General features: G+C 54.7%; 16 protein-coding genes and 1 pseudogene. 9 read left to right on the top strand and 8 right to left on the bottom strand.

Features of this window, described 5'->3' with window-relative positions; translation table 11 throughout:
- Positions 1-245 precede the first annotated feature (245 nt).
- From ACWKXT_RS13425 to ACWKXT_RS13410, 4 genes are all read right to left on the bottom strand, one after another.
- Positions 246-608 carry a YibL family ribosome-associated protein gene (locus ACWKXT_RS13425; RefSeq protein WP_049001282.1) on the bottom strand — a complete coding sequence of 121 codons (363 nt, stop codon included), beginning with the start codon at positions 606-608 and terminating at the stop codon, positions 246-248.
- Between the two features lie 57 nt (positions 609-665).
- On the bottom strand, positions 666-1,256 hold the full coding sequence (gene mtlR / locus ACWKXT_RS13420) for a mannitol operon repressor MtlR (protein ID WP_028015045.1): 591 nt from the start codon (positions 1,254-1,256) through the stop codon (positions 666-668).
- On the bottom strand, positions 1,253-2,401 hold the full coding sequence (gene mtlD / locus ACWKXT_RS13415; RefSeq protein ID WP_454532629.1) for a mannitol-1-phosphate 5-dehydrogenase: 1,149 nt from the start codon (positions 2,399-2,401) through the stop codon (positions 1,253-1,255). The genes mtlR and mtlD overlap by 4 nt, the downstream gene beginning before the upstream one ends.
- 104 nt (positions 2,402-2,505) lie before the next feature.
- The gene (locus ACWKXT_RS13410) at positions 2,506-4,413 is read right to left on the bottom strand and encodes a PTS mannitol transporter subunit IICBA (RefSeq protein WP_454528223.1); all 1,908 of its coding nucleotides are present in this window, start codon (positions 4,411-4,413) and stop codon (positions 2,506-2,508) included.
- A 635-nt stretch (positions 4,414-5,048) separates the two neighbouring features.
- On the opposite strand from ACWKXT_RS13410, the gene ACWKXT_RS13405 reads away from it, so the two are divergent.
- The 3 genes from ACWKXT_RS13405 to ACWKXT_RS13395 all read left to right on the top strand — a co-directional run bounded on the left by ACWKXT_RS13405 (position 5,049) and on the right by ACWKXT_RS13395 (position 7,243).
- Positions 5,049-5,405 (top strand): DUF3302 domain-containing protein, encoded by a 357-nt coding sequence (locus tag ACWKXT_RS13405; protein ID WP_454532628.1) that lies wholly within the window; start codon positions 5,049-5,051, stop codon positions 5,403-5,405.
- Between the two features lie 2 nt (positions 5,406-5,407).
- A complete protein-coding gene (locus ACWKXT_RS13400) occupies positions 5,408-6,544 on the top strand; it encodes an HlyD family secretion protein (protein ID WP_454528225.1) in 1,137 nt (378 codons plus the stop codon).
- A 90-nt stretch (positions 6,545-6,634) separates the two neighbouring features.
- On the top strand, positions 6,635-7,243 hold the full coding sequence (locus ACWKXT_RS13395; RefSeq protein ID WP_454532627.1) for a glutathione S-transferase: 609 nt from the start codon (positions 6,635-6,637) through the stop codon (positions 7,241-7,243).
- Between the two features lie 24 nt (positions 7,244-7,267).
- On the opposite strand, the gene ACWKXT_RS13390 is transcribed toward ACWKXT_RS13395, so the two are convergent.
- A complete protein-coding gene (locus tag ACWKXT_RS13390; RefSeq protein WP_454532626.1) occupies positions 7,268-8,161 on the bottom strand; it encodes a hypothetical protein in 894 nt (297 codons plus the stop codon).
- 226 nt (positions 8,162-8,387) lie between these two features.
- Between ACWKXT_RS13390 and selA the strand changes: the two genes are divergently transcribed.
- Positions 8,388-9,776 carry an L-seryl-tRNA(Sec) selenium transferase gene (gene selA, locus ACWKXT_RS13385; RefSeq protein WP_454532625.1) on the top strand — a complete coding sequence of 463 codons (1,389 nt, stop codon included), beginning with the start codon at positions 8,388-8,390 and terminating at the stop codon, positions 9,774-9,776.
- Positions 9,773-11,611 (top strand): selenocysteine-specific translation elongation factor, encoded by a 1,839-nt coding sequence (gene selB / locus ACWKXT_RS13380; RefSeq protein WP_454532624.1) that lies wholly within the window; start codon positions 9,773-9,775, stop codon positions 11,609-11,611. The genes selA and selB overlap by 4 nt, the downstream gene beginning before the upstream one ends.
- 3 nt (positions 11,612-11,614) lie before the next feature.
- Here selB and ACWKXT_RS13375 read toward each other — a convergent pair whose 3' ends face one another.
- The gene (locus ACWKXT_RS13375; protein WP_454528230.1) at positions 11,615-12,499 is read right to left on the bottom strand and encodes an ROK family protein; all 885 of its coding nucleotides are present in this window, start codon (positions 12,497-12,499) and stop codon (positions 11,615-11,617) included.
- Positions 12,500-12,664: 165 nt separating this feature from the next.
- Here ACWKXT_RS13375 and aldB point away from each other — a divergent pair, with 165 nt between their 5' ends.
- Positions 12,665-14,203 (top strand): aldehyde dehydrogenase AldB, encoded by a 1,539-nt coding sequence (gene aldB / locus ACWKXT_RS13370; RefSeq protein ID WP_454532623.1) that lies wholly within the window; start codon positions 12,665-12,667, stop codon positions 14,201-14,203.
- Here the strand turns inward: aldB and ACWKXT_RS13365 are convergent.
- On the bottom strand, positions 14,200-15,165 hold the full coding sequence (locus ACWKXT_RS13365) for a LysR family transcriptional regulator (RefSeq protein ID WP_454532622.1): 966 nt from the start codon (positions 15,163-15,165) through the stop codon (positions 14,200-14,202). The two genes, aldB and ACWKXT_RS13365, sit on opposite strands and share 4 nt — an antisense overlap.
- A gap of 117 nt (positions 15,166-15,282) precedes the next feature.
- Between ACWKXT_RS13365 and ACWKXT_RS13360 the strand changes: the two genes are divergently transcribed.
- The 3 genes and pseudogenes from ACWKXT_RS13360 to ACWKXT_RS13350 all read left to right on the top strand — a co-directional run bounded on the left by ACWKXT_RS13360 (position 15,283) and on the right by ACWKXT_RS13350 (position 16,836).
- A complete protein-coding gene (locus ACWKXT_RS13360) occupies positions 15,283-16,023 on the top strand; it encodes a MipA/OmpV family protein (RefSeq protein ID WP_454532621.1) in 741 nt (246 codons plus the stop codon).
- Positions 16,024-16,232: 209 nt separating this feature from the next.
- Positions 16,233-16,417 (top strand): annotated as a pseudogene (locus tag ACWKXT_RS13355) (type II toxin-antitoxin system HicA family toxin).
- Positions 16,418-16,431: 14 nt separating this feature from the next.
- Entirely contained in the window at positions 16,432-16,836 is a 405-nt protein-coding gene (locus ACWKXT_RS13350; protein WP_080329864.1) for a type II toxin-antitoxin system HicB family antitoxin, read from the top strand.
- 43 nt (positions 16,837-16,879) lie between these two features.
- On the opposite strand, the gene ACWKXT_RS13345 is transcribed toward ACWKXT_RS13350, so the two are convergent.
- Positions 16,880-18,829 (bottom strand): glycoside hydrolase family 127 protein, encoded by a 1,950-nt coding sequence (locus ACWKXT_RS13345; RefSeq protein WP_454532620.1) that lies wholly within the window; start codon positions 18,827-18,829, stop codon positions 16,880-16,882.
- Positions 18,830-18,832 lie beyond the last annotated feature (3 nt).

Here is an 18,832-nt window from a genome sequence, read left to right as displayed (position 1 = left end):
CGCTCGATTCTGCATCACAGGTTGTGTAAAATTGGTCCTGCCAATATTGTGTTGTAGGGTTAATGACAATGAATGGTTAACCAAATGTTATGGCCAGGCAATAAATTTGTGAGCGGAATTAATGGAATTGTGAACCGGGAAAGAAAGAAAAGGGGGATTGGTTGGGCCAATTTGAAGCGGGATGGGAGAAAACTGCACCGTACAGGCCCCTCGCCCCTTTGGGGAGAGGGTGAGGGGAAGAATGATTAGAACGATGTCTTACAAAAACCCGTCATCTCTTTCAGGCCCATTTCACGGCCAAGCTCGGTCATCGGGTGCACTACCACCAGGCCACGGACGCTTTTCTTCAGCTTGCCCATGTCAGCCTGTTCTTTTTTGGTGATCGCGCGGCGGTGCGGCATGTTCATCAGCTTCTGCGCTTCTTTGCTCAGTTTCTGGCCTTTCACTTCGCGCAGGCGCTCGATTTCCGCTTCCAGCTTCGCGGTCTCTTTTTCCAGCTCGGCGTATTTCTCGGCGGAATCAACCAGAGACAGGCCGGCCATCTGGTGACGGATCAGATCCAGACGGTCGCTCAGGCGTTTAATTTCGTTCTTTTCGACTTCTTTCATGACAAATGACTCTAAATCGGGGGAATTTACAGGAAGGATACACCAATGTGTGCAGGCTTACTTCTGAAACGCTTTTTTTAAGCTGATTTTAGAAATCAGCTCAGTCAGGGAGAGGACCATAGTGGAACGGACAACCTGTTGATAGCGCAGCTTTTGCATCGCATACAGCTCAGGGTCGCTGTTATCAAAATGGGGAGCAGGGGGCAGGGCGGTGACGCAGTGCAGTTCGCCGAAAGGTCCCAGAATCTCATCATCGGTAAAGGTATACTCGTTACCGTCATGATTGAGCTCTTCGCGCAGCGCCATTAACAGCTCGGCGTCTTCATACTCCTGGCGGTTCAGCACGCCAAGACCGTAAATCAGCTTCAGCCGTACCGATAAATCGCCCAGCGGTCCGTCTCCGTCCAGTAACGGTTCTACAGCATACTTTACCGCGTAGTCGTCTTTGCGAAACACCTGAAGCACCAGAATATTCACCGCCTCGGTTAACAACTCGACGGCGGCAATCAGGAAGCTTCGTACGGTTTTGCCAGCATTCAGACGCTCAAGCACACGATTTTCAAAGGCCTGGGTTTGTTCCATTATTGCCTGCATATCTGACAATCTGTTATTCGGGCGCAGGCTAACCTGCGCCGGATTCTGCATCATTTGGTTGCGTTGTATGCGTTAACCGCCTCCACAACCACGTCGCTGTTGGCGTCCAGACCGGAAATCTGCGCCAGCGCAGCCTGCGCGCCTTTGTCATCAATCAGCTGAGCCAGCTCAATCGCCTGCGGGTCCTGCTCGCTGCGGTAGTGCATCGCGGCGGCAATCCCTTTCACCAGGTTGGCGTGCGGCAGGCCGTATTCCAGCGTGCCCAGCAGCGGCTTGATCAGGCGGTCGCCCGCGCTCAGTTTACGCAGCGGCTGACGACCCACGCGCTCAACGTCATCTTTCAGATACGGGTTTTCAAAACGACCGAGGATTTTCTGGATGTATGCTGCGTGTTTATCAGCATCAAAACCGTAGCGTTTGATCAGCACCGCGCCGCTCTCTTCCATCGCCCCTTTTACCACCGCGCGGATCTTCTCATCGAGGATCGCGTCACGAATCGTCTGATGACCGGCCAATTTTCCGAGGTACGCGGTTATAGCATGCCCGGTGTTCAGCGTGAAGAGTTTGCGTTCGACAAATGCCATCAGGTTATCGGTTAATTCCATTCCCGGAATGGTCGGCAGCGCGCCCTTAAACTGGGTTTGATCCACAATCCACTCGCTGAAGGTCTCCACGGTCACTTCCAGCGGATCGTGGGTGGCGGATTCTGACGGCGGAACGATGCGGTCCACGGCGGAATCCACAAACCCGACATGCGCTTCAACCCAGGCTTTATCTTCGTCTGCTACAGCGTTGAGCACGTGGCCTTTAAGCTGCGTGGTGCCGCGCACCATATTTTCACAGGCGATGATGTTCAGCGGTGTTTCAACGCCCTGTGATTTACGCTTCGCCAGGCCTTTCGCGACCGCCGGGGCGATACGCTCAAGCACCACCGGACCGACGGCTGTGGTGACCAGATCAACGCTCGCGATGAGGTCAATCACGTCGTCGCCAATGCTGCTCACCGCGTTGACGCCAGAGACCGTTTCAACCTGTTCGTTTTCACCCACCACGTGAACCTGATAGCTATGACGGGCATTCAGGGCATCCAGAACCACCTGATTCACATCGGCGAATGTCAGGGTAATGCCCGCGTCTGCCAGCAGTTTACCGATAAAGCCACGACCGATATTACCTGCGCCAAAATGTAATGCTTTCATAGTATTAACCTTCATCAATGTTTTTACCCGAGAGGGCTGGGGTGAGGAACGTTTCCCCCCTCACCCTAGCCCTCTCCCCGGGGGGGGAGAGGGAAGAGGCGCTGTTACTTGTTAAGCAGAGCCAGAACTTCGTCAACGCTTTCAGTCTGTGCCAGGCGCTCGATGACAGACTCATCATCCAGCGCGTTGGTCAGGCTGGTAATCACCTGAATGTGCTCGTTGTTGCGCGCGGCGATACCAATCACCAGACGGGCGATGTCGTCCTCTTCTTCACCGAAGCGCACGCCGTCAGGATACTGACAGAACACGACGCCGGTTTTCAGCACGCGGTCTTTGGCTTCCACCGTACCATGTGGAACCGCGATGGATTCACCCAGGTAGGTTGGCGTCAGTTTTTCGCGTTCCAGCATCGCGTCAACGTATTCTGGCTGAACGTAGCCGCCTTTCACCAGCTGCTCACCGGCAAAGCGAATCGCCTCTTCTTTGGTGCTCGCGGTACGGCCGAGGAAGATGTTCTCCGCGCCCAACTTGAACAGATGAGCATTGCTCTCGTCAAAGCTGTCCTGCAGGCTGGAGCGCACTTTCACTTCGTTGTCTTCGTGACGCTGCGCCGCAACCAGACGTTCTGTCAGGCTGGTGTACAGGCCGCTGTCGAGGAAGTTGGTCAGTGAAATGTGCTGAGCCTGCGGTACCTGACGCATAGCGCGCTCGGTCAGGTCGCGGTGCGTGATCACCAGGTCAACATCCGGTGGCAGGCTGTTAATCGCGCTGTTGGTCACAGAGATGTTGGTCAGACCCGCATCCTGCACTTTCTTACGCAGCACGCCTGCACCCATTGCGCTGGAGCCCATACCGGCGTCGCAGGCAACGATGATTTTACGCACGTGGCTCAGGTCGTTAGAGACATCGCCAGCCGCCAGCGGCGTTGCGCCTTTGGATTCGGCTTTCATGTCATGCATACGACGGGTCGCCGCTTCAATATCGTCGTCTTCTTTCACTTTGCTGGTTTTCAGCAGGATAGAAGAGACCACGAAGGAGACCGCCATGGCCGCACAGATCGCCGCGATGTTCGCGAAGTACGCCCCTTTAGGCGTCATTGCCAGCACTGCCAGAATAGAGCCTGGAGAAGCAGGGGAGACCAGACCACCACCCAGTACGCTCAGGGTGAACACGCCGGTCATACCGCCGAGGATTACGGCCAGGATCAGACGTGGGTTCATCAGCACGTACGGGAAGTAAATTTCGTGGATACCGCCCAGGAAGTGAATGATAGCCGCGCCGCCCGCAGACTGCTTAGCGCTGCCGCGACCAAAGAACATGTACGCCAGCAGAACGCCCATACCCGGACCCGGGTTCGCTTCAATCAGGAAGAAGATGGACTTGCCGAGATCGTGTGACTGCTGAATACCCAGCGGTGAGAAGATACCGTGGTTGATGGCGTTGTTCAGGAACAGGATTTTCGCCGGTTCAACGAAGATAGACGCCAGTGGCAGCATGTCGTGCGCCACCATAAAGTTAACGCCTGCCGCCAGAATTTTGGACAACACTTCAACCGCAGGGCCAATGCCGAGGAACGCCAGAATCGCGAGGATCATCCCGATGATGCCCGCAGAGAAGTTGTTCACCAGCATTTCGAAGCCGGATTTGATCTTGCCATCAACCCAGACGTCGAATTTCTTAATCGCCCAACCGCCCAGAGGACCGGCGATCATCGCACCGAGGAACATCGGCATATCCGCACCGACGATAACACCCATGGTTGTGATGGCACCCACGACGCCACCACGGTCACCGCCCACCAGACGACCACCGGTATAACCGATGAGCAGCGGCAGGAGATAGGTAATCATTGGGCCAACAAGTTTCGCCAGCGTTTCGTTAGGCAACCACCCTGTCGGAATGAACAATGCGGTGATAATACCCCACGCGATAAACGCGCCGATATTTGGCATCACCATGTTGCTGAGGAAACGACCAAAGCTTTGAACTTTGATCTTGAAATCGGATGACATAAAACACCCCTTCTTATGTTTACGCTTAGGCTTGCGGCCCGAGGTTTATCGTTAATGTGCGGCGGCAGAGGTAGCCGGGCCCTGTTCTGATGCTGTGAAATCTGGCACTGAATCGTTCAACTGTCCAGACAGTGAAAATTTATGTGATTTACATCACGTAAATGTAGGGGGTGGAGATATCAATGAAGTGATCTGAATCACAAAATAAGTGGATAAAAAAAATACGATGACGATAAATGAAGCAAAAACCACCCAATTTTGTGATTGTGATCTCATTTTGATTTTGTGTATTTGTTTCTGAATTGTGACTTGGTTCGCAAAATATTTTTATGCAGATTTCTCCGGTTGCGATGGGCGTCAGGATGGCCAGGAGTGACACGGAAAGCTAAAAAACACTTTTCATATGTGGTATGGCGGAAAGTTAAAACCTGAATTACGCTCATTATGTAAGGTTGAGTATATTATTATTCAGGATATATTTTGACACGCTTATAAACTTGCATGGAGATATTATAAAAAACGATACTCCCCGGCTCTGAAATAATCAGTGTGCCTTTTAAATTTAAAAATAAATTAATTAGGTTGCGTACTGTTTTATTAATTTAATGAGTTGACGTGGTTTAAGTGAGGAGAATATGTTTCTCAACTATTTTGCGCTGGGCGTGTTGATTTTTGTATTTCTGGTTCTTTTTTATGGAATCATCGCCATTCATGATATTCCCTATAATATGGCCAAAAAGCGTAATCATCCCCATGCCGATGCTATTCACACGGCTGGCTGGATCAGCCTGTTTACGCTCCATGCCATCTGGCCGTTCCTGTGGATTTGGGCCACGCTTTATCGGGAAGATCGCGGTTGGGGTATGCAGAACCACATCACTGAGCCTGATGAGGTTCCGGGTATGGATGCGCTGGCCAAACGCGTGGCCGAATTAGAACAAAAGCTGGCAGCGGTACAGCCCACTGCTGATAAGAACACGCTGGAGCGCTAATTATGGATCTGTTGATTATTTTGACCTATGTGGCGTTTGCCTGGGCGATCTTTAAAATATTCCGTATTCCGGTCAATCAGTGGACGCTTGCCACCGCGACGTTAGGGGGGGTATTTATTGTCGCCGGGCTCATTCTGCTAATGAATTATAACCATCCGTACACCTTTACGGCGCAAAAAGCGGTTATTTCTATTCCGATTACACCACAGGTTACGGGGGTGGTTACTGAAGTTACTGATAAAAATAACCAGCTCATTAAAAAAGGCGAAGTGTTATTTAAACTGGATCCAGGCCGCTATCAGGCGCGCGTCGACAGGCTCCAGGCTGACCTGGTGACCGCGACGCACAATATCGACAATCTGAAAGCGCAGCTGTCGGAAGCGGTTGCCAATACGACACGAGTCTCCGCTGAACGCGATCGCCTGTATAAAGATTATCAGCGCTACCTGAAAGGCAGCCAGGCGAAGGTGAACCCGTTTTCTGAAAGCGATATTGATAACGCGCGGCAGAACTACCTGGCGCAGGATGCCATGGTGAAAGGCTCCGTTGCTGAACAGACGCAGATTCAAAGCCAGTTAGACAGCATGGTGAACGGTGAGCAGTCGCAGATTGCCTCGTTACGCGCTCAGCTTGCTGAAGCGAAATATAACCTCGAACAGACCGTCGTGCGCGCGCCGAGCAATGGCTATATCACCCAGGTGCTGATCCGTCCGGGAACCTATGCCGCCGCGCTACCGCTGCGCCCGGTGATGGTCTTCATTCCTGAACAGAAGCGCCAGATTGTGGCCCAGTTCCGTCAGAACTCGCTGCTGCGTCTGAAGCCGGGCGATGAAGCGGAAGTGGTGTTTAACGCGCTGCCGGGCCAGGTGTTTACCGGTAAGCTCACCAGCGTTCTGCCGGTGGTGCCGGGCGGATCGTATCAGGCGCAGGGCGCGTTGCAGGCGCTGACCGTCGCGCCGGGGACGGATGGCGTACAGGCGCTGATTGAGCTGGAGCCTAACGCGGACGTTGATGCGCTGCCAGACGGTATCTATGCCCAGGTTGCGGTCTACTCGGACCATTTCGCCCACGTCTCGGTGATGCGTAAGGTGCTGCTGCGTATGACCAGCTGGATGCACTATCTCTATCTCGATCACTAATCCTTCCAGGGCAGGAATGCGACACGCATACCTGCCCTTTTTTCATTGCTTGATCCATACTGACACTTTTCCGGCATCAAGGATCAGGCAATGAAACTCATCGGTAGCTACACCAGTCCCTTCGTGCGAAAAATCTCGGTTCTCCTGCTGGAGAAAGGGATTGAATTTGAATTCGTCAATGAACAACCCTACAACGCCGAAAACGGCGTCGCGCAATACAATCCGCTGGGGAAAGTTCCGTCGCTGGTGACGGACGAGGGCGAATACTGGTTCGATTCCCCGATTATTGCAGAGTATATCGAACTGCTGGGCGTTGCCCCGGCAATGCTGCCGGCTGACCCGAAAGCGGCGCTGGCGATGAAGCAAATTGAAGCCCTGGCCGACGGCATTATGGATGCGGCGTTAACCTCCGTGCGTGAACAGGCAAGGCCCGCCGCGCAGCAGTCAGAAAGCGAACTGCTCCGCCAGCGGGAAAAAATCAGCCGCAGTCTGGATATGTGCGAAAAACTGATCCGGGAGGGCAAGATTCAAACCGATAGCCTGAACCTGGCAACTATCGCTATCGCCTGCGCCATCGGCTATCTCAACTTCCGTCGGGTTTCCCCAGGCTGGTGCGTTGACCGTCCACTGCTGGTGAAACTCGCAGAAACGCTCTTTAGCCGCGAGAGCTTTGCCCGCACTGAACCGCCAAAGGCTTGACCGTACCGTTTTATTAACGAAGTGCTATTGCTGGCACTTCGTTAAAAGGGCTTTTTGATCGTCGGTGAAATAATAAAACTTAGCGCCACCATATATTTCACCTAATTTTCCGCCAGCGTATTTCACTCTAAAGTCCATTGACTGAATGGATGAACGATCGAGGCGTGTCGGGAATGTGGTCAGCGCACTATTTGCAAGAGGCCGTGCAATGCGACTCTTATCATCAAGAAAATAGTTTGTTTTATCTACACTACTGTTTCTGTATTCCAGTACAATAGGCTCCGCTCCGGTATCATGCATCCATTGGTCATTTACATCTGCATCTCCCCATTTTGTGACGGCAAAGAGCTCAATGCGCAGCAGCTTAAATCGCCGGGTTGATGTAAAAATTGTCGTTCGTAACGTGTCATCGCTCAGAGACGGGAAAACGCCAGAATGCACTATTATAAAATCATTGGGGTAATAAGTTTTGATATTGTCATAAGCTGACAAACCAAAGTTGACGGTTGGTGACCAGCTTTCCGGGTAAGGCTGGCAGTCATTTTTCGTCGTACAAACAGGTTTTGAAATATAGCTGGTCATTGCCCCTTCTGCGTTATTGCTTCTCACACCAATTGCCTGGGCGATACCTGTGGTATCTTGTTGCTGTGAAAAGTAATCATACCCGTCACTGTTTATATAAAGGCTATACATGTCTGAACGATTACTTTCATCTTCTGGAATATAGATAATGTTATAAGCAATGCCCAGAAAATCGTGAACGTAATCGTCTATCTCAAACGAAATAGGGAAGGGGGCATCCGGTAATGCACAGCGCGTTGTAGCAAAGCCAAATTTATGTTCGGCATACAGTTGAGACGAGAACATTGCACATGCTGAAAACAACATAACTGCGAGTGACGTTGGAGAGATTTTCATTTAATGCGTCCTTGCAAATGGAGGATAAAAACTCGTGTATACTATTCGTTTCGTCACTTTTTAAATATTGATGTATTCTGATTTTATTATTTTATTTTAATATGGATATTGCTTATTGATTCGCGAGGTTTATTGATCCAAATAAAGTAAAGCCCTACGACGTCTGAGGACGTCTCGTGACCAACCTGCTAAAATACCCCCAATTTTCTGACTCTCAGGCAGGCATATGAACACGAATCCTCGCTCACTTTACCGCCACCTTCCCGCTACCGATCGCCTCCTGCGTGAGGACACCTTTCATACGCTACTGAACATGTATGGTCATACCCGCGTGGTGTCGACGCTTCGGCAATTGCAGGAAGAGGCACGCAGGCTGATTCGCGAGGAAGGAAAGCTGCCTGTCTGGCATGAAGACTGGGCAAAAGCGACGTTAGCGCAGCTGAAGAAAAACACTCGGCATGCCCTGCGGCCGGTCATCAACCTGACGGGGACCGTGCTGCATACCAACCTGGGGCGCGCGCAACAGGCTGAAGAGGCGGTCGCGGCGGTAGTGCAGGCTATGCGCTCGCCGGTGACGCTGGAGTACGATCTGGACGGCGCTGGGCGCGGTCACCGCGACCGGGCGCTGGCGGAGCTGCTATGCCAGCTGACCGGGGCGGAAGATGCCTGCATTGTAAACAACAACGCGGCAGCGGTACTGCTGATGCTGGCGGCGACCGCCAGCGGCAGAGAGGTGGTGGTGTCCCGCGGCGAGCTGGTGGAGATTGGCGGAGCGTTTCGCATTCCGGACGTGATGCGCCAGGCGGGTTGTACGCTGCATGAAGTCGGCACGACCAACCGCACGCATGCTAAAGACTACCGCGCGGCGGTGAATGAAAATACCGCCCTGCTGATGAAGGTCCATACCAGTAATTACCATATCGAAGGTTTCACCAAAACCGTCGAGGAAGCTGAGCTGGCGGCGATGGGCCGCGAACTGAATATACCGGTGATTGCCGATCTCGGCAGCGGTTCGCTGGTGGATTTAAGCCAGTACGGTCTACCGAAAGAGCCGATGCCGCAAGAGATGATTGCCGCGGGCGTCAGTCTGGTCAGCTTTTCCGGCGACAAACTGCTGGGCGGGCCGCAGGCGGGGATTATCGTCGGCAAGCGCGAGCTGATAGCCCAGCTGCAGCAACATCCGCTGAAGCGCGCGTTACGCGCCGATAAAATGACGCTCGCCGCGCTGGACGCGACGCTGCGACTCTATCTCCACCCGGAAAAACTGGCCGACAGCCTGCCCACGCTGCGTCTGTTAAGCCGGGATGCCGCCTCGATTCGCGCGCAGGCCGAACTGCTGTTGCCACGCGTTGCCCCGCATTACCCCGATTTTGACGTTCGCATTGAGCCCTGCCAGTCTCAGATTGGCAGCGGTTCGCTGCCGGTGGACAGGCTGCCGAGTGAAGCGCTCACCTTCACCCCGCGTGACGGGCGCGGCAGCCACCTCGAAGCCCTGTCGTCGCGCTGGCGCGGCCTGCCGGCGCCGGTTATCGGGCGGATTTACGATGGCCGAATGTGGCTGGATTTACGCTGTCTTGAAGATGAAGAGCGATTTCTGGAGATGTTGTTGAAATGATTATTGCCACCGCCGGTCACGTCGACCACGGAAAAACCACGTTACTGCAGGCGATTACCGGCATAAACGCCGATCGTCTGCCGGAAGAGAAAAAGCGCGGCATGACCATCGATCTGGGCTATGCCTACTGGCCCCAGCCGGATGGCCGCGTACTGGGCTTTATTGATGTTCCGGGGCATGAAAAATTCCTTTCTAACATGCTGGCGGGCGTTGGCGGCATCGATCACGCCCTGCTGGTGGTGGCCTGCGATGACGGCGTGATGGCGCAAACGCGTGAGCATCTGGCGATCCTCCAGCTGACCGGCAACCCGCAGCTGACCGTGGCGCTGACCAAAGCCGATCGCATGGATGAGGCGCGCGTCAGCGAGGTGCGCGAAGCGGTACAGGAGACCTTGCGAGAATATGGTTTTGCCGATGCACCGCTTTTTGTCACGGTCGCGACTGAAGGACGCGGTATCGATGAACTTCGCCACCATTTACAGCAGCTTTCATCACGTGACCACGCCAGCCATCACCGTTTCCGTCTGGCGATTGACCGGGCATTTACCGTCAAAGGCGCGGGCCTGGTGGTCACCGGTACGGCGCTGAGCGGTGAAGTGAAGGTCGGTGATAGCTTATGGCTGACGGGTGTTAACAAACCGATGCGCGTGCGCGGCTTACATGCACAAAACCAGCCCGCGGAGCACGCCCACGCCGGGCAGCGGATTGCGCTCAATATTGTCGGGGATGCGGAAAAAGAGCAGCTTAACCGCGGCGACTGGCTGCTGGCCGATGCCCCGCCTGAACCGTCTGAACGCGTCATTGTCTCTCTGCAGACAAACGTGCCCCTGACCCAATGGCAGCCGCTGCATATTCACCACGCGGCGAGCCATATCACCGGGCGCGTGTCGCTGCTGGAAAACGATCTTGCCGAACTGGTTTTCGATTCGCCGCTCTGGCTGGCAGACAACGACCGTCTGGTACTGCGGGACATTTCCGCGCGGGAAACGCTGGCCGGGGCGCGGGTGGTGACGCTGAATCCACCGCGACGCGGCAAGCGTAAACCTGACTATCTGCAGTGGCTGGCTGCGCTGGCGAAGGCCCGCGATGATAACGCCGCGCTGTATGTTCATCTTGAACGCGGGGCGGTGAGCCTGAGTGATTTTGCATGGGCACGCCAGCTGAGCGGTGAAGGGTTACGTCAGCTGAGCCAGCAGCCGGGCTTTATTCAGGCAGGAAACAATCTTCTGAACGCTCCGGTTGCGGCAAACTGGCAGCGTAAGATCCTGAACACGCTGGCGACGTACCATGAACAGCATCAGGATGAGCCGGGCCCGGGCCGCGAGCGTCTGCGCCGCATGGCGCTGCCGATGGAAGACGATGCGCTGGTGCTGCTACTGATTGAAAACATGCGTGAAAGCGGGGTGATTAAAAGCCACCACGGCTGGCTGCATCTGCCGGATCACAAGGCCGGGTTCACCGCAGAGCAGGACGCGGTATGGCAAAAAGTGGCCTCGCTGTTTGGCGATGAGCCGTGGTGGGTTCGCGATCTGGCGCGTGAAACGAACACCGACGAGCAGGTGATGCGCCAGGTATTGCGCCATGCGGCGCAGCAGGGGCTGATAGTCGCGATCGTGAAAGATCGTTATTACCGTAACGATCGCATTGTGGCGTTTGCTAACCTGATCCGCGAGCTGGATCAGGCGCGCGGCTCCACCTGCGCAGCCGACTTCCGCGACCAGCTGAACGTAGGCCGCAAGCTGGCGATTCAGATCCTGGAGTATTTCAACCGCATCGGCTTTACCCGTCGCCGGGGTAATGACCATGTACTTCGCGACGCGCAGTTGTTTCCCTGAGGGTTACGTATCGCGGGAAAGTTTCTGCTTAGCCAGCCATACCGCGCCCAGCCTTCCCGCCTGGTTACCCAGTTCGCAGGGCAGGATGGGCACCTTGAGTGCCTCCCACTCCTCGAAACGCTGCAGGTATTTATCGAGCAGGAGATAGATTTTCTCCTGCTCGCTTATTCCGCCGCCAATCAGCACGGCCTGTGGATCGAACATCGAGATCACGCTGTAAACGCCGCGCGAGAGGCAATGCGCCCACTCCTCAATGGCCTCACGCAGATGTACGTCGCTGTCCATACGTTTAAACAGCTCCTCACCGTCAGGCATTTCTTCTTCTGATACGGCCAGCGCGCGACGACAGGCTTTCATCAGGCCGCTGGCCGACGCCACGTCATGCATGGGTTCGCCGTTATTGCCCACGGGCAGCACGCCAAATTCGCCAGCACGGTAATGCGACCCGCGATAAAGATCGCCTTCCATCACAATCCCTCCCCCGATGCCGGTGCCGATGGTGATGCAGACAAAATGCTCGTAGTCCTTACCCGCACCCTGCCAGCGCTCGCCCAGCGCCGCACAGTTGGCGTCGTTTTCCACGGTGACGGGAAGGTCGGTCAGCCCGGCGAAAAGTTCGCACAGATTTTCACCGTCGAGATAGTCGAGCGCGCCCGCTTTTGCTGCTTCGCCGCTGTGGTGGTTAATATGGCCGGGAAAGCTCACGCCGATGCCGACGATGTCATGTTCTTCCTGATACCCTTCAACCACCACTTTCCACTTCTTTTTGAACGTGTTTTCATCTTCAGGGGTATCGTACTCGTCCGTCGTCAGCTCCTTGCCATTTTCATCAATCACGCCGTGCTTGATGTGGGTTCCGCCTACGTCAAAACCGATAAACAGCTGCATCGCATCGTTCCTCATGAGCCCTTGAGCTGTTAAGTATGGCTCAGTAGCAGAAACGAAACGTAAAGTACGGTAATCCGTGATACGGCTCGTAAACCCGTCACCCACTGGCGAGAAAACCGCCAGCCGGGACTACCCTTGATGTACACCAACAGCAAGGAGACGGTCATGACAAACAATCCTCCCTCTTCGCGTATCCAGCCTGGCGAGTATGGTTTTCCCCTCAAGCTGAAGCCCCGTTATGACAACTTTATCGGCGGCGACTGGGTGGCACCCGTCGACGGCGAATACTATTCCAACCTGACACCCGTTACCGGCCAGCCGCTGTGCGAGATCGCCAGCTCCGGCAAGCGGGATATCGATCTGGCGCTGGATGCGGCGCACAAAGCGAAAGAGAAGTGGGGTCACACCTCTGTTCAGGATCGTGCGGCCATCTTGTTCAAAATCGCCGACCGGATGGAGCAGAATCTGGAGCTGCTGGCGACGGCGGAAACCTGGGATAACGGCAAGCCGATCCGGGAAACCATGGCGGCAGACGTGCCGCTGGCTATCGACCACTTCCGCTATTTTGCCTCCTGTATTCGTGCTCAGGAGGGCGGGATCAGCGAAGTTGACAGCGACACCGTGGCGTACCATTTCCACGAACCGCTGGGCGTGGTAGGGCAAATTATTCCGTGGAACTTCCCGCTGCTGATGGCGAGCTGGAAAATGGCGCCCGCGCTGGCGGCCGGGAACTGCATTGTGCTTAAACCGGCGCGTCTGACTCCGCTCTCGGTTCTGCTGCTGATGGAAATCGTTGGCGATCTTCTCCCCCCGGGCGTGATTAACGTGGTCAACGGTGCGGGCGGTGAAATAGGGGAATATCTGGCTACTTCAAAACGGATCGCTAAAGTGGCGTTTACCGGGTCGACGGAAGTGGGCCAGCAGATTATGCAGTACGCCACGCAAAACATCATTCCGGTGACCCTGGAGCTGGGCGGGAAATCCCCGAACATCTTCTTTGCGGACGTGATGGAGGAAGAGGATGCCTTCTTCGATAAAGCCCTGGAAGGGTTTGCGCTGTTTGCGTTTAACCAGGGCGAAGTCTGCACCTGCCCAAGCCGTGCGCTGGTGCAGGAATCCATCTACGAGCGCTTTATGGAACGGGCCATTCGCCGCGTCGAGTCTATCCGCAGCGGTAACCCGCTCGATAACGTCACGCAGATGGGGGCGCAGGTCTCACATGGCCAGCTGGAGACTATCCTGAACTACATCGATATCGGCAAGAAAGAAGGGGCGGATATCCTGACCGGCGGTCGCCGTAAGGTACTCGGTGGGGATCTGCAGGAAGGCTATTACCTTGAGCCGACGATCCTCTTCGGTAAGAACAACATGCGCGTGTTCCAGGAGGAGATTTTCGGGCCTGTACTGGCGGTGACTACCTTCAAAACGATGGAGGAGGCGCTGGAAATTGCCAACGATACGCCGTATGGACTGGGGGCAGGCGTCTGGAGCCGCAACGGCAACCTGGCCTATAAAATGGGCAGAGGCATTCAGGCGGGGCGTGTATGGACCAACTGCTACCACGCTTATCCGGCGCACGCGGCATTTGGCGGGTATAAGCAATCAGGTATCGGACGTGAAACCCACAAGATGATGCTGGAGCATTACCAGCAGACGAAATGTCTGCTTGTCAGCTACTCCGATAAACCGCTGGGGCTATTCTAATCGCCCAGTTCAGGCCGTCCATGGGCGGCCTGAGCGATTTGCTGGCGCAGGCAGTTGAGGACACCATCCAGAACATACTGTACGCGCCAGGGCTGATATTCGCGCTTGCGGAAGATGGCGGTCAGATCGAGCCACCACTCTTCCTGATGCGGGAAGCAGGGAACCAGCATCCCTTGCGTTAATTCTTTTCTCAGGCTCTCTTTCGGCGCGAACACAATGCCAAGATTATTTCTTGCCAGCTCCAGGGCCGTCTGGGTATTGTCGCAAATATAGTTTCCGGTGACCCGGTAGTCATTGACGTTATCACTGCCGTGTACGCGAAAACGCCAGATGTTTGCGTCATCAACCAGCATGGAATCTATCAGGATACAGGAGTGATTAATTAAATCTTCCGGCCCGGATAAGGGGTGGTTATTTAAATATTCACGGGTTGCGAATGCCGTAACGGAATATTTTGTTAAGACGCAGGCGACCAGACTTTCATCTTTGGGCTGAGCATAGGTAATTAAAATATCGCAGTCATCCGGGAAGGAAACGCCTTCTGAAAACTCATTGCGATCCAGATTGTAGGTTTTCAGACAGATGCGAATGTCCCCGATGTCGTTTATCTGGTGGATCACGTGGCGCGCGAGATAGGTCACAATCCCCGTTGGGGCGTAAAGGGTCACTTTCCCGCTTTTTTCATGCTTATAATCGGCAATGAAATTAGCGAGTTGGTTGTTCTTTTCCAGTGTGGCATTCACATACGGGAGCAACGCTTCACCGAACTGGGTAAGGGCTAACTGGCGCGTGGTACGCTCAAAAACCTTAAGCCCAACTCGTATTTCAAAATCAGAGAGATATTTGCTGACGTTGGCCTGCGCCATACCCAGCAGGGCGGCGGCATCACCAATGCTGTGGGTGGCTGCGATGACGGAAATTATTTTTAATTCGCGTGGCTTTAGCTGTAATTTGCTCATCATGCGCGCCCATCTATATGATTCTATATATAATATTATATAAACCGCAGCGTTGCATTGCCAAATTTGTAACCATTATTATTCGCCCCGCTTGTTTGGCGTTTAAATGGATTACTTAGCATGACTATTAAATACAATTTACTCATCGCTGCCACGTTATTTGCAACATCCTCTGCAATGGCCGGTGACTTTTCACTTGGAGCGGGGGCGGTATTTAATGAGTCTCCATACAAAGGATATAACGAAAATACCACTGCGGTGCCGTTAATTAGTTATGAAGGCGACCGCTTCTATGTTCGTCAGACCACAGGCGGATGGATCCTGTGGAAAGACGCAAAAAATGAATTCAGCCTGACCGCATCCTGGATGCCGCTGCATTTTGATCCGGATGATAACGACGACCATCAGATGAAGCAGCTGGATGAGCGTAAAGCCTCTGCGTTCCTCGGCGGTGCGTACTACCGCCATGAAAGCTGGGGCTCGCTGAAAGTTGCCGTTTCGGGTGATGCGATGGATGAAAGCGGCGGCGTGGTGGGCGAGGTATCTTACTTTCGTCCAGTCAAAATGGAACGCCTGACCCTGACGCCTTCTGTCGGTATTTTCTACAGCGACGAAAGCTATAACGACTACTACTACGGCGTATCCGGCAGCGAGTCTCGCCGCTCAGGTCTGGACGCATACACCACCGGTGACAGCTGGACGCCATACGTTGGCCTGGCGGCTAAATATCAGTTAACCCAGCAGCTGTACCTCAACGCCAGCGCGGTTTACACCGTGTTGCCTGATGACGTGAAGAGCAGCCCGATGATCGACCGTGACGACAGCTTCGCGCTGATGACCGGCCTGACCTGGCGTTTCTGATGCGGTAAAGCCGGGTGGCGGCGTTGCCTTGCCCGGCCTACGATCGTGCCTGCATATTTGTCTGCAATACAATGTATTCCTTTTTCATTTCTCGATGCTTCTTCCCGTTCCGTCAAAACACCGCTGCACTGATGTTCCTTGTGCGCTAATGTGATTTAACTCGGTAGTAATGGTGTGTATCATGTGTATAATCATGGAAGGATTGGGATGTGAAAAGTGCGGATGTCATTACTGTTCTGATTGGCCACGGCTGGAAATGTGTCAGAACGAAAGGAAGCCATCATCAGTTTCGCCATCCCGTGCAGAAAGGACTGGTTACCGTCCCACATCCTAAAAGGATATTAAACCGGGCACGCTCGCGCAGATATGGCGGCAGGCGGGAATTAAACACTGATATCAGGAGTAGTTATGTTTTATCCGGCTTACATTCATTCTGACACCGACGGCAGTGCCAGCGGCTTTTTCCCTGACGTTCCAGGCTGTTTTTTTGCAGGTGATTCCCTGGATGACGCATTTCAGGATGCACGTGAGGCGCTCACAGCGCACTTCGAAGCGCTGTTTGAAATGGATGAAGCGTTGCCGCTCCCGGGTAACGTGGAAGCGCACCTGGAAAGTCACCCTGACGACTTCACTGGCGGACAATGGCTGCTAGTGGATATTAATATGAAACAGTTCGACGGCAGGGCCGAGCGAATCAACATCACGATGCCTCGTCGTTTACTGATGAAGATTGATTCCTTTGTCAGTGAGCATCCTCAGTTCAGCAATCGAAGTGCGTTTCTGGCTGAGGCAGCACGTCGCGTGCTGCCATAGCGTTCACCCTCTCCCGTGGGTGAGAGCAACAGACCGCCGCTATTCAGCCTTCATCCACCCAGATCCGCATTTCCCCTTCTCCCCGGTTAGCCCAGCTAAACCACGGAATAAAGGTCAGCGTCTGGGGCTGACGCAGTACCGGCGAGCGGTCGTACTGCCACAGCGCATTTGTGTCTTTCGCGTGGCACCCTGTCCCCTCTGCCTGTATCAGCATCTTGTGCGCGAAGATCCCTTTGCCTTCAAACACCCGGAATTCGCTGTCCTGAGGCAAGGAGAGGTTGTGCAGGTTGGCGCCGTTATCGGCTTCTTCCAGGCAGTAAACCAGCGGCCCGCGCTGAAGTGCGACTTTACCCGCCTGCTGGCGCACCTGCGGGTTGCCGTATACGCGGCGGACCGGCATCGGTAGCGTCAGGATCAGCGTATCGCCTTCCTGCCAGCTGCGGGTGAGGTACAGGTATCCGCGTGACACCTCGCCGGTAATGGCTTCGCCATTTAGCGAAACGACAGGCTCCGCGCACCAGTCCGGCAGCCTGAGTGCCAGCGTGTGGGTGACCGGAACAGGTGAGGTGATTTCCATCTTCACCTGTTCATGCCATGGATAGTTACCGCTAATGCGCAGCTGTAGGGCGTTATCGCCAACCGGAATGGCGACGTCGTTCCCCACGTACAGATTGATCAACAGCGCATCCGGGCGAACGGTATAAATATAGTGCCCCAGCGAGGTCAGCACGCGGGCAATATTCGGCGGGCAACAGGCGCAGCCGAACCAGCGCTGACGCACCGGCTTCACGTGGTCATAGATATGGTTAAAGGCCAGCGTTTTCGGATGCACTTCCAGCGGATTCACGTAAAAGAAATGCTTACCGTCCAGCGCCATCCCACCCAGCACCGTGTTGTACAGCGCGCGCTCCATCACGTCGGCGTAGTGGCCGTCTGCCTCCATCTCCAGCATCCGGCGGGCAAACATCATCAGGCCAATGGAGGCGCAGCTTTCGGCGTATACCGTATCGTTGGGCAGATCGTAATCGCTGCTGAACGCCTCCCCGCTGCTTTGCGAGCCAATCCCGCCGGTAATGTACAGCTGGCGCTGCGCCATATTGTTCCACAGCCGCAGACAGTCCTGGCGTTTACCTTCGTCGTTGCTCAGGCGCGCCAGATGCGCCATGCCCGCCATCAGGTAGACGAAACGCACGGCGTGGCCGATGGACGTTTGCTGCTCGGCAAGCGGCTGATGCGCCTGGCTGTAGGCTTTGTCCTTGACCATCCACGCCGGGCCATAGGTGTTCCAGTAGGATGTTTTGCCGCGCTTCTCATATTCAATGTCGTAGAAGTGAGGCTGCGCGCCGCGTTCCTCAATAAAGTATTTCACCAGATTGAGATAGCGTGGCTCCTGCGTGACGTCGTACAGCCGCATCAGCGCCAGCTCGATTTCCGGGTGGCCAGGGTAACCGTGTAGCTGTGTTTCGCCAGGGCCAAACACGCCGTCAATATGGTCCGCCAGCCTGCACACCACGTCCAGCAGGCGGCGTTTTCCGGTTCCCTGGAAATACGCCACGCCCGCTTCAATCATATGCCCGGCGCAGTACAGCTCGTGGCATTCGGCCAGATTCGTCCAGCGTTCCTCGGGGGCTTTTACCGTAAAGTAGGTGTTGAGGTAGCCATCTTCACACTGCGCCGCCGCGACCAGCTCGATCACCTTGTCGGCGGTTTTTTCCAGTTCGGCATCCGGCTTCTGGCACAGCGACCACGCCACGGCTTCGAGCCATTTCGCCACGTCGCTGTCCTGAAACACCATCCCGTAGAATTCCCCCTGTTCCAGACCGGCCGCGATGCGAAAGTTGGCGATGGCGTGGCTGGGTTCGGCCTCCGCCACGCGGTCGTTAAGCGCATCCCACTGGTAAGGGATCACCACGTCACGGACCAGCCGTTGATATTGCCCAAGAAACGGGTCGTTGATTTTCAGCTGATGCAGGTCGGGTTCCATTATGGACATAGC

The organism is Enterobacter sp. UPMP701 (assembly GCF_053709515.1).
Note: the sequence above shows the minus strand (reverse complement) of the source record. Positions and strands in the feature narration are given on the sequence as shown.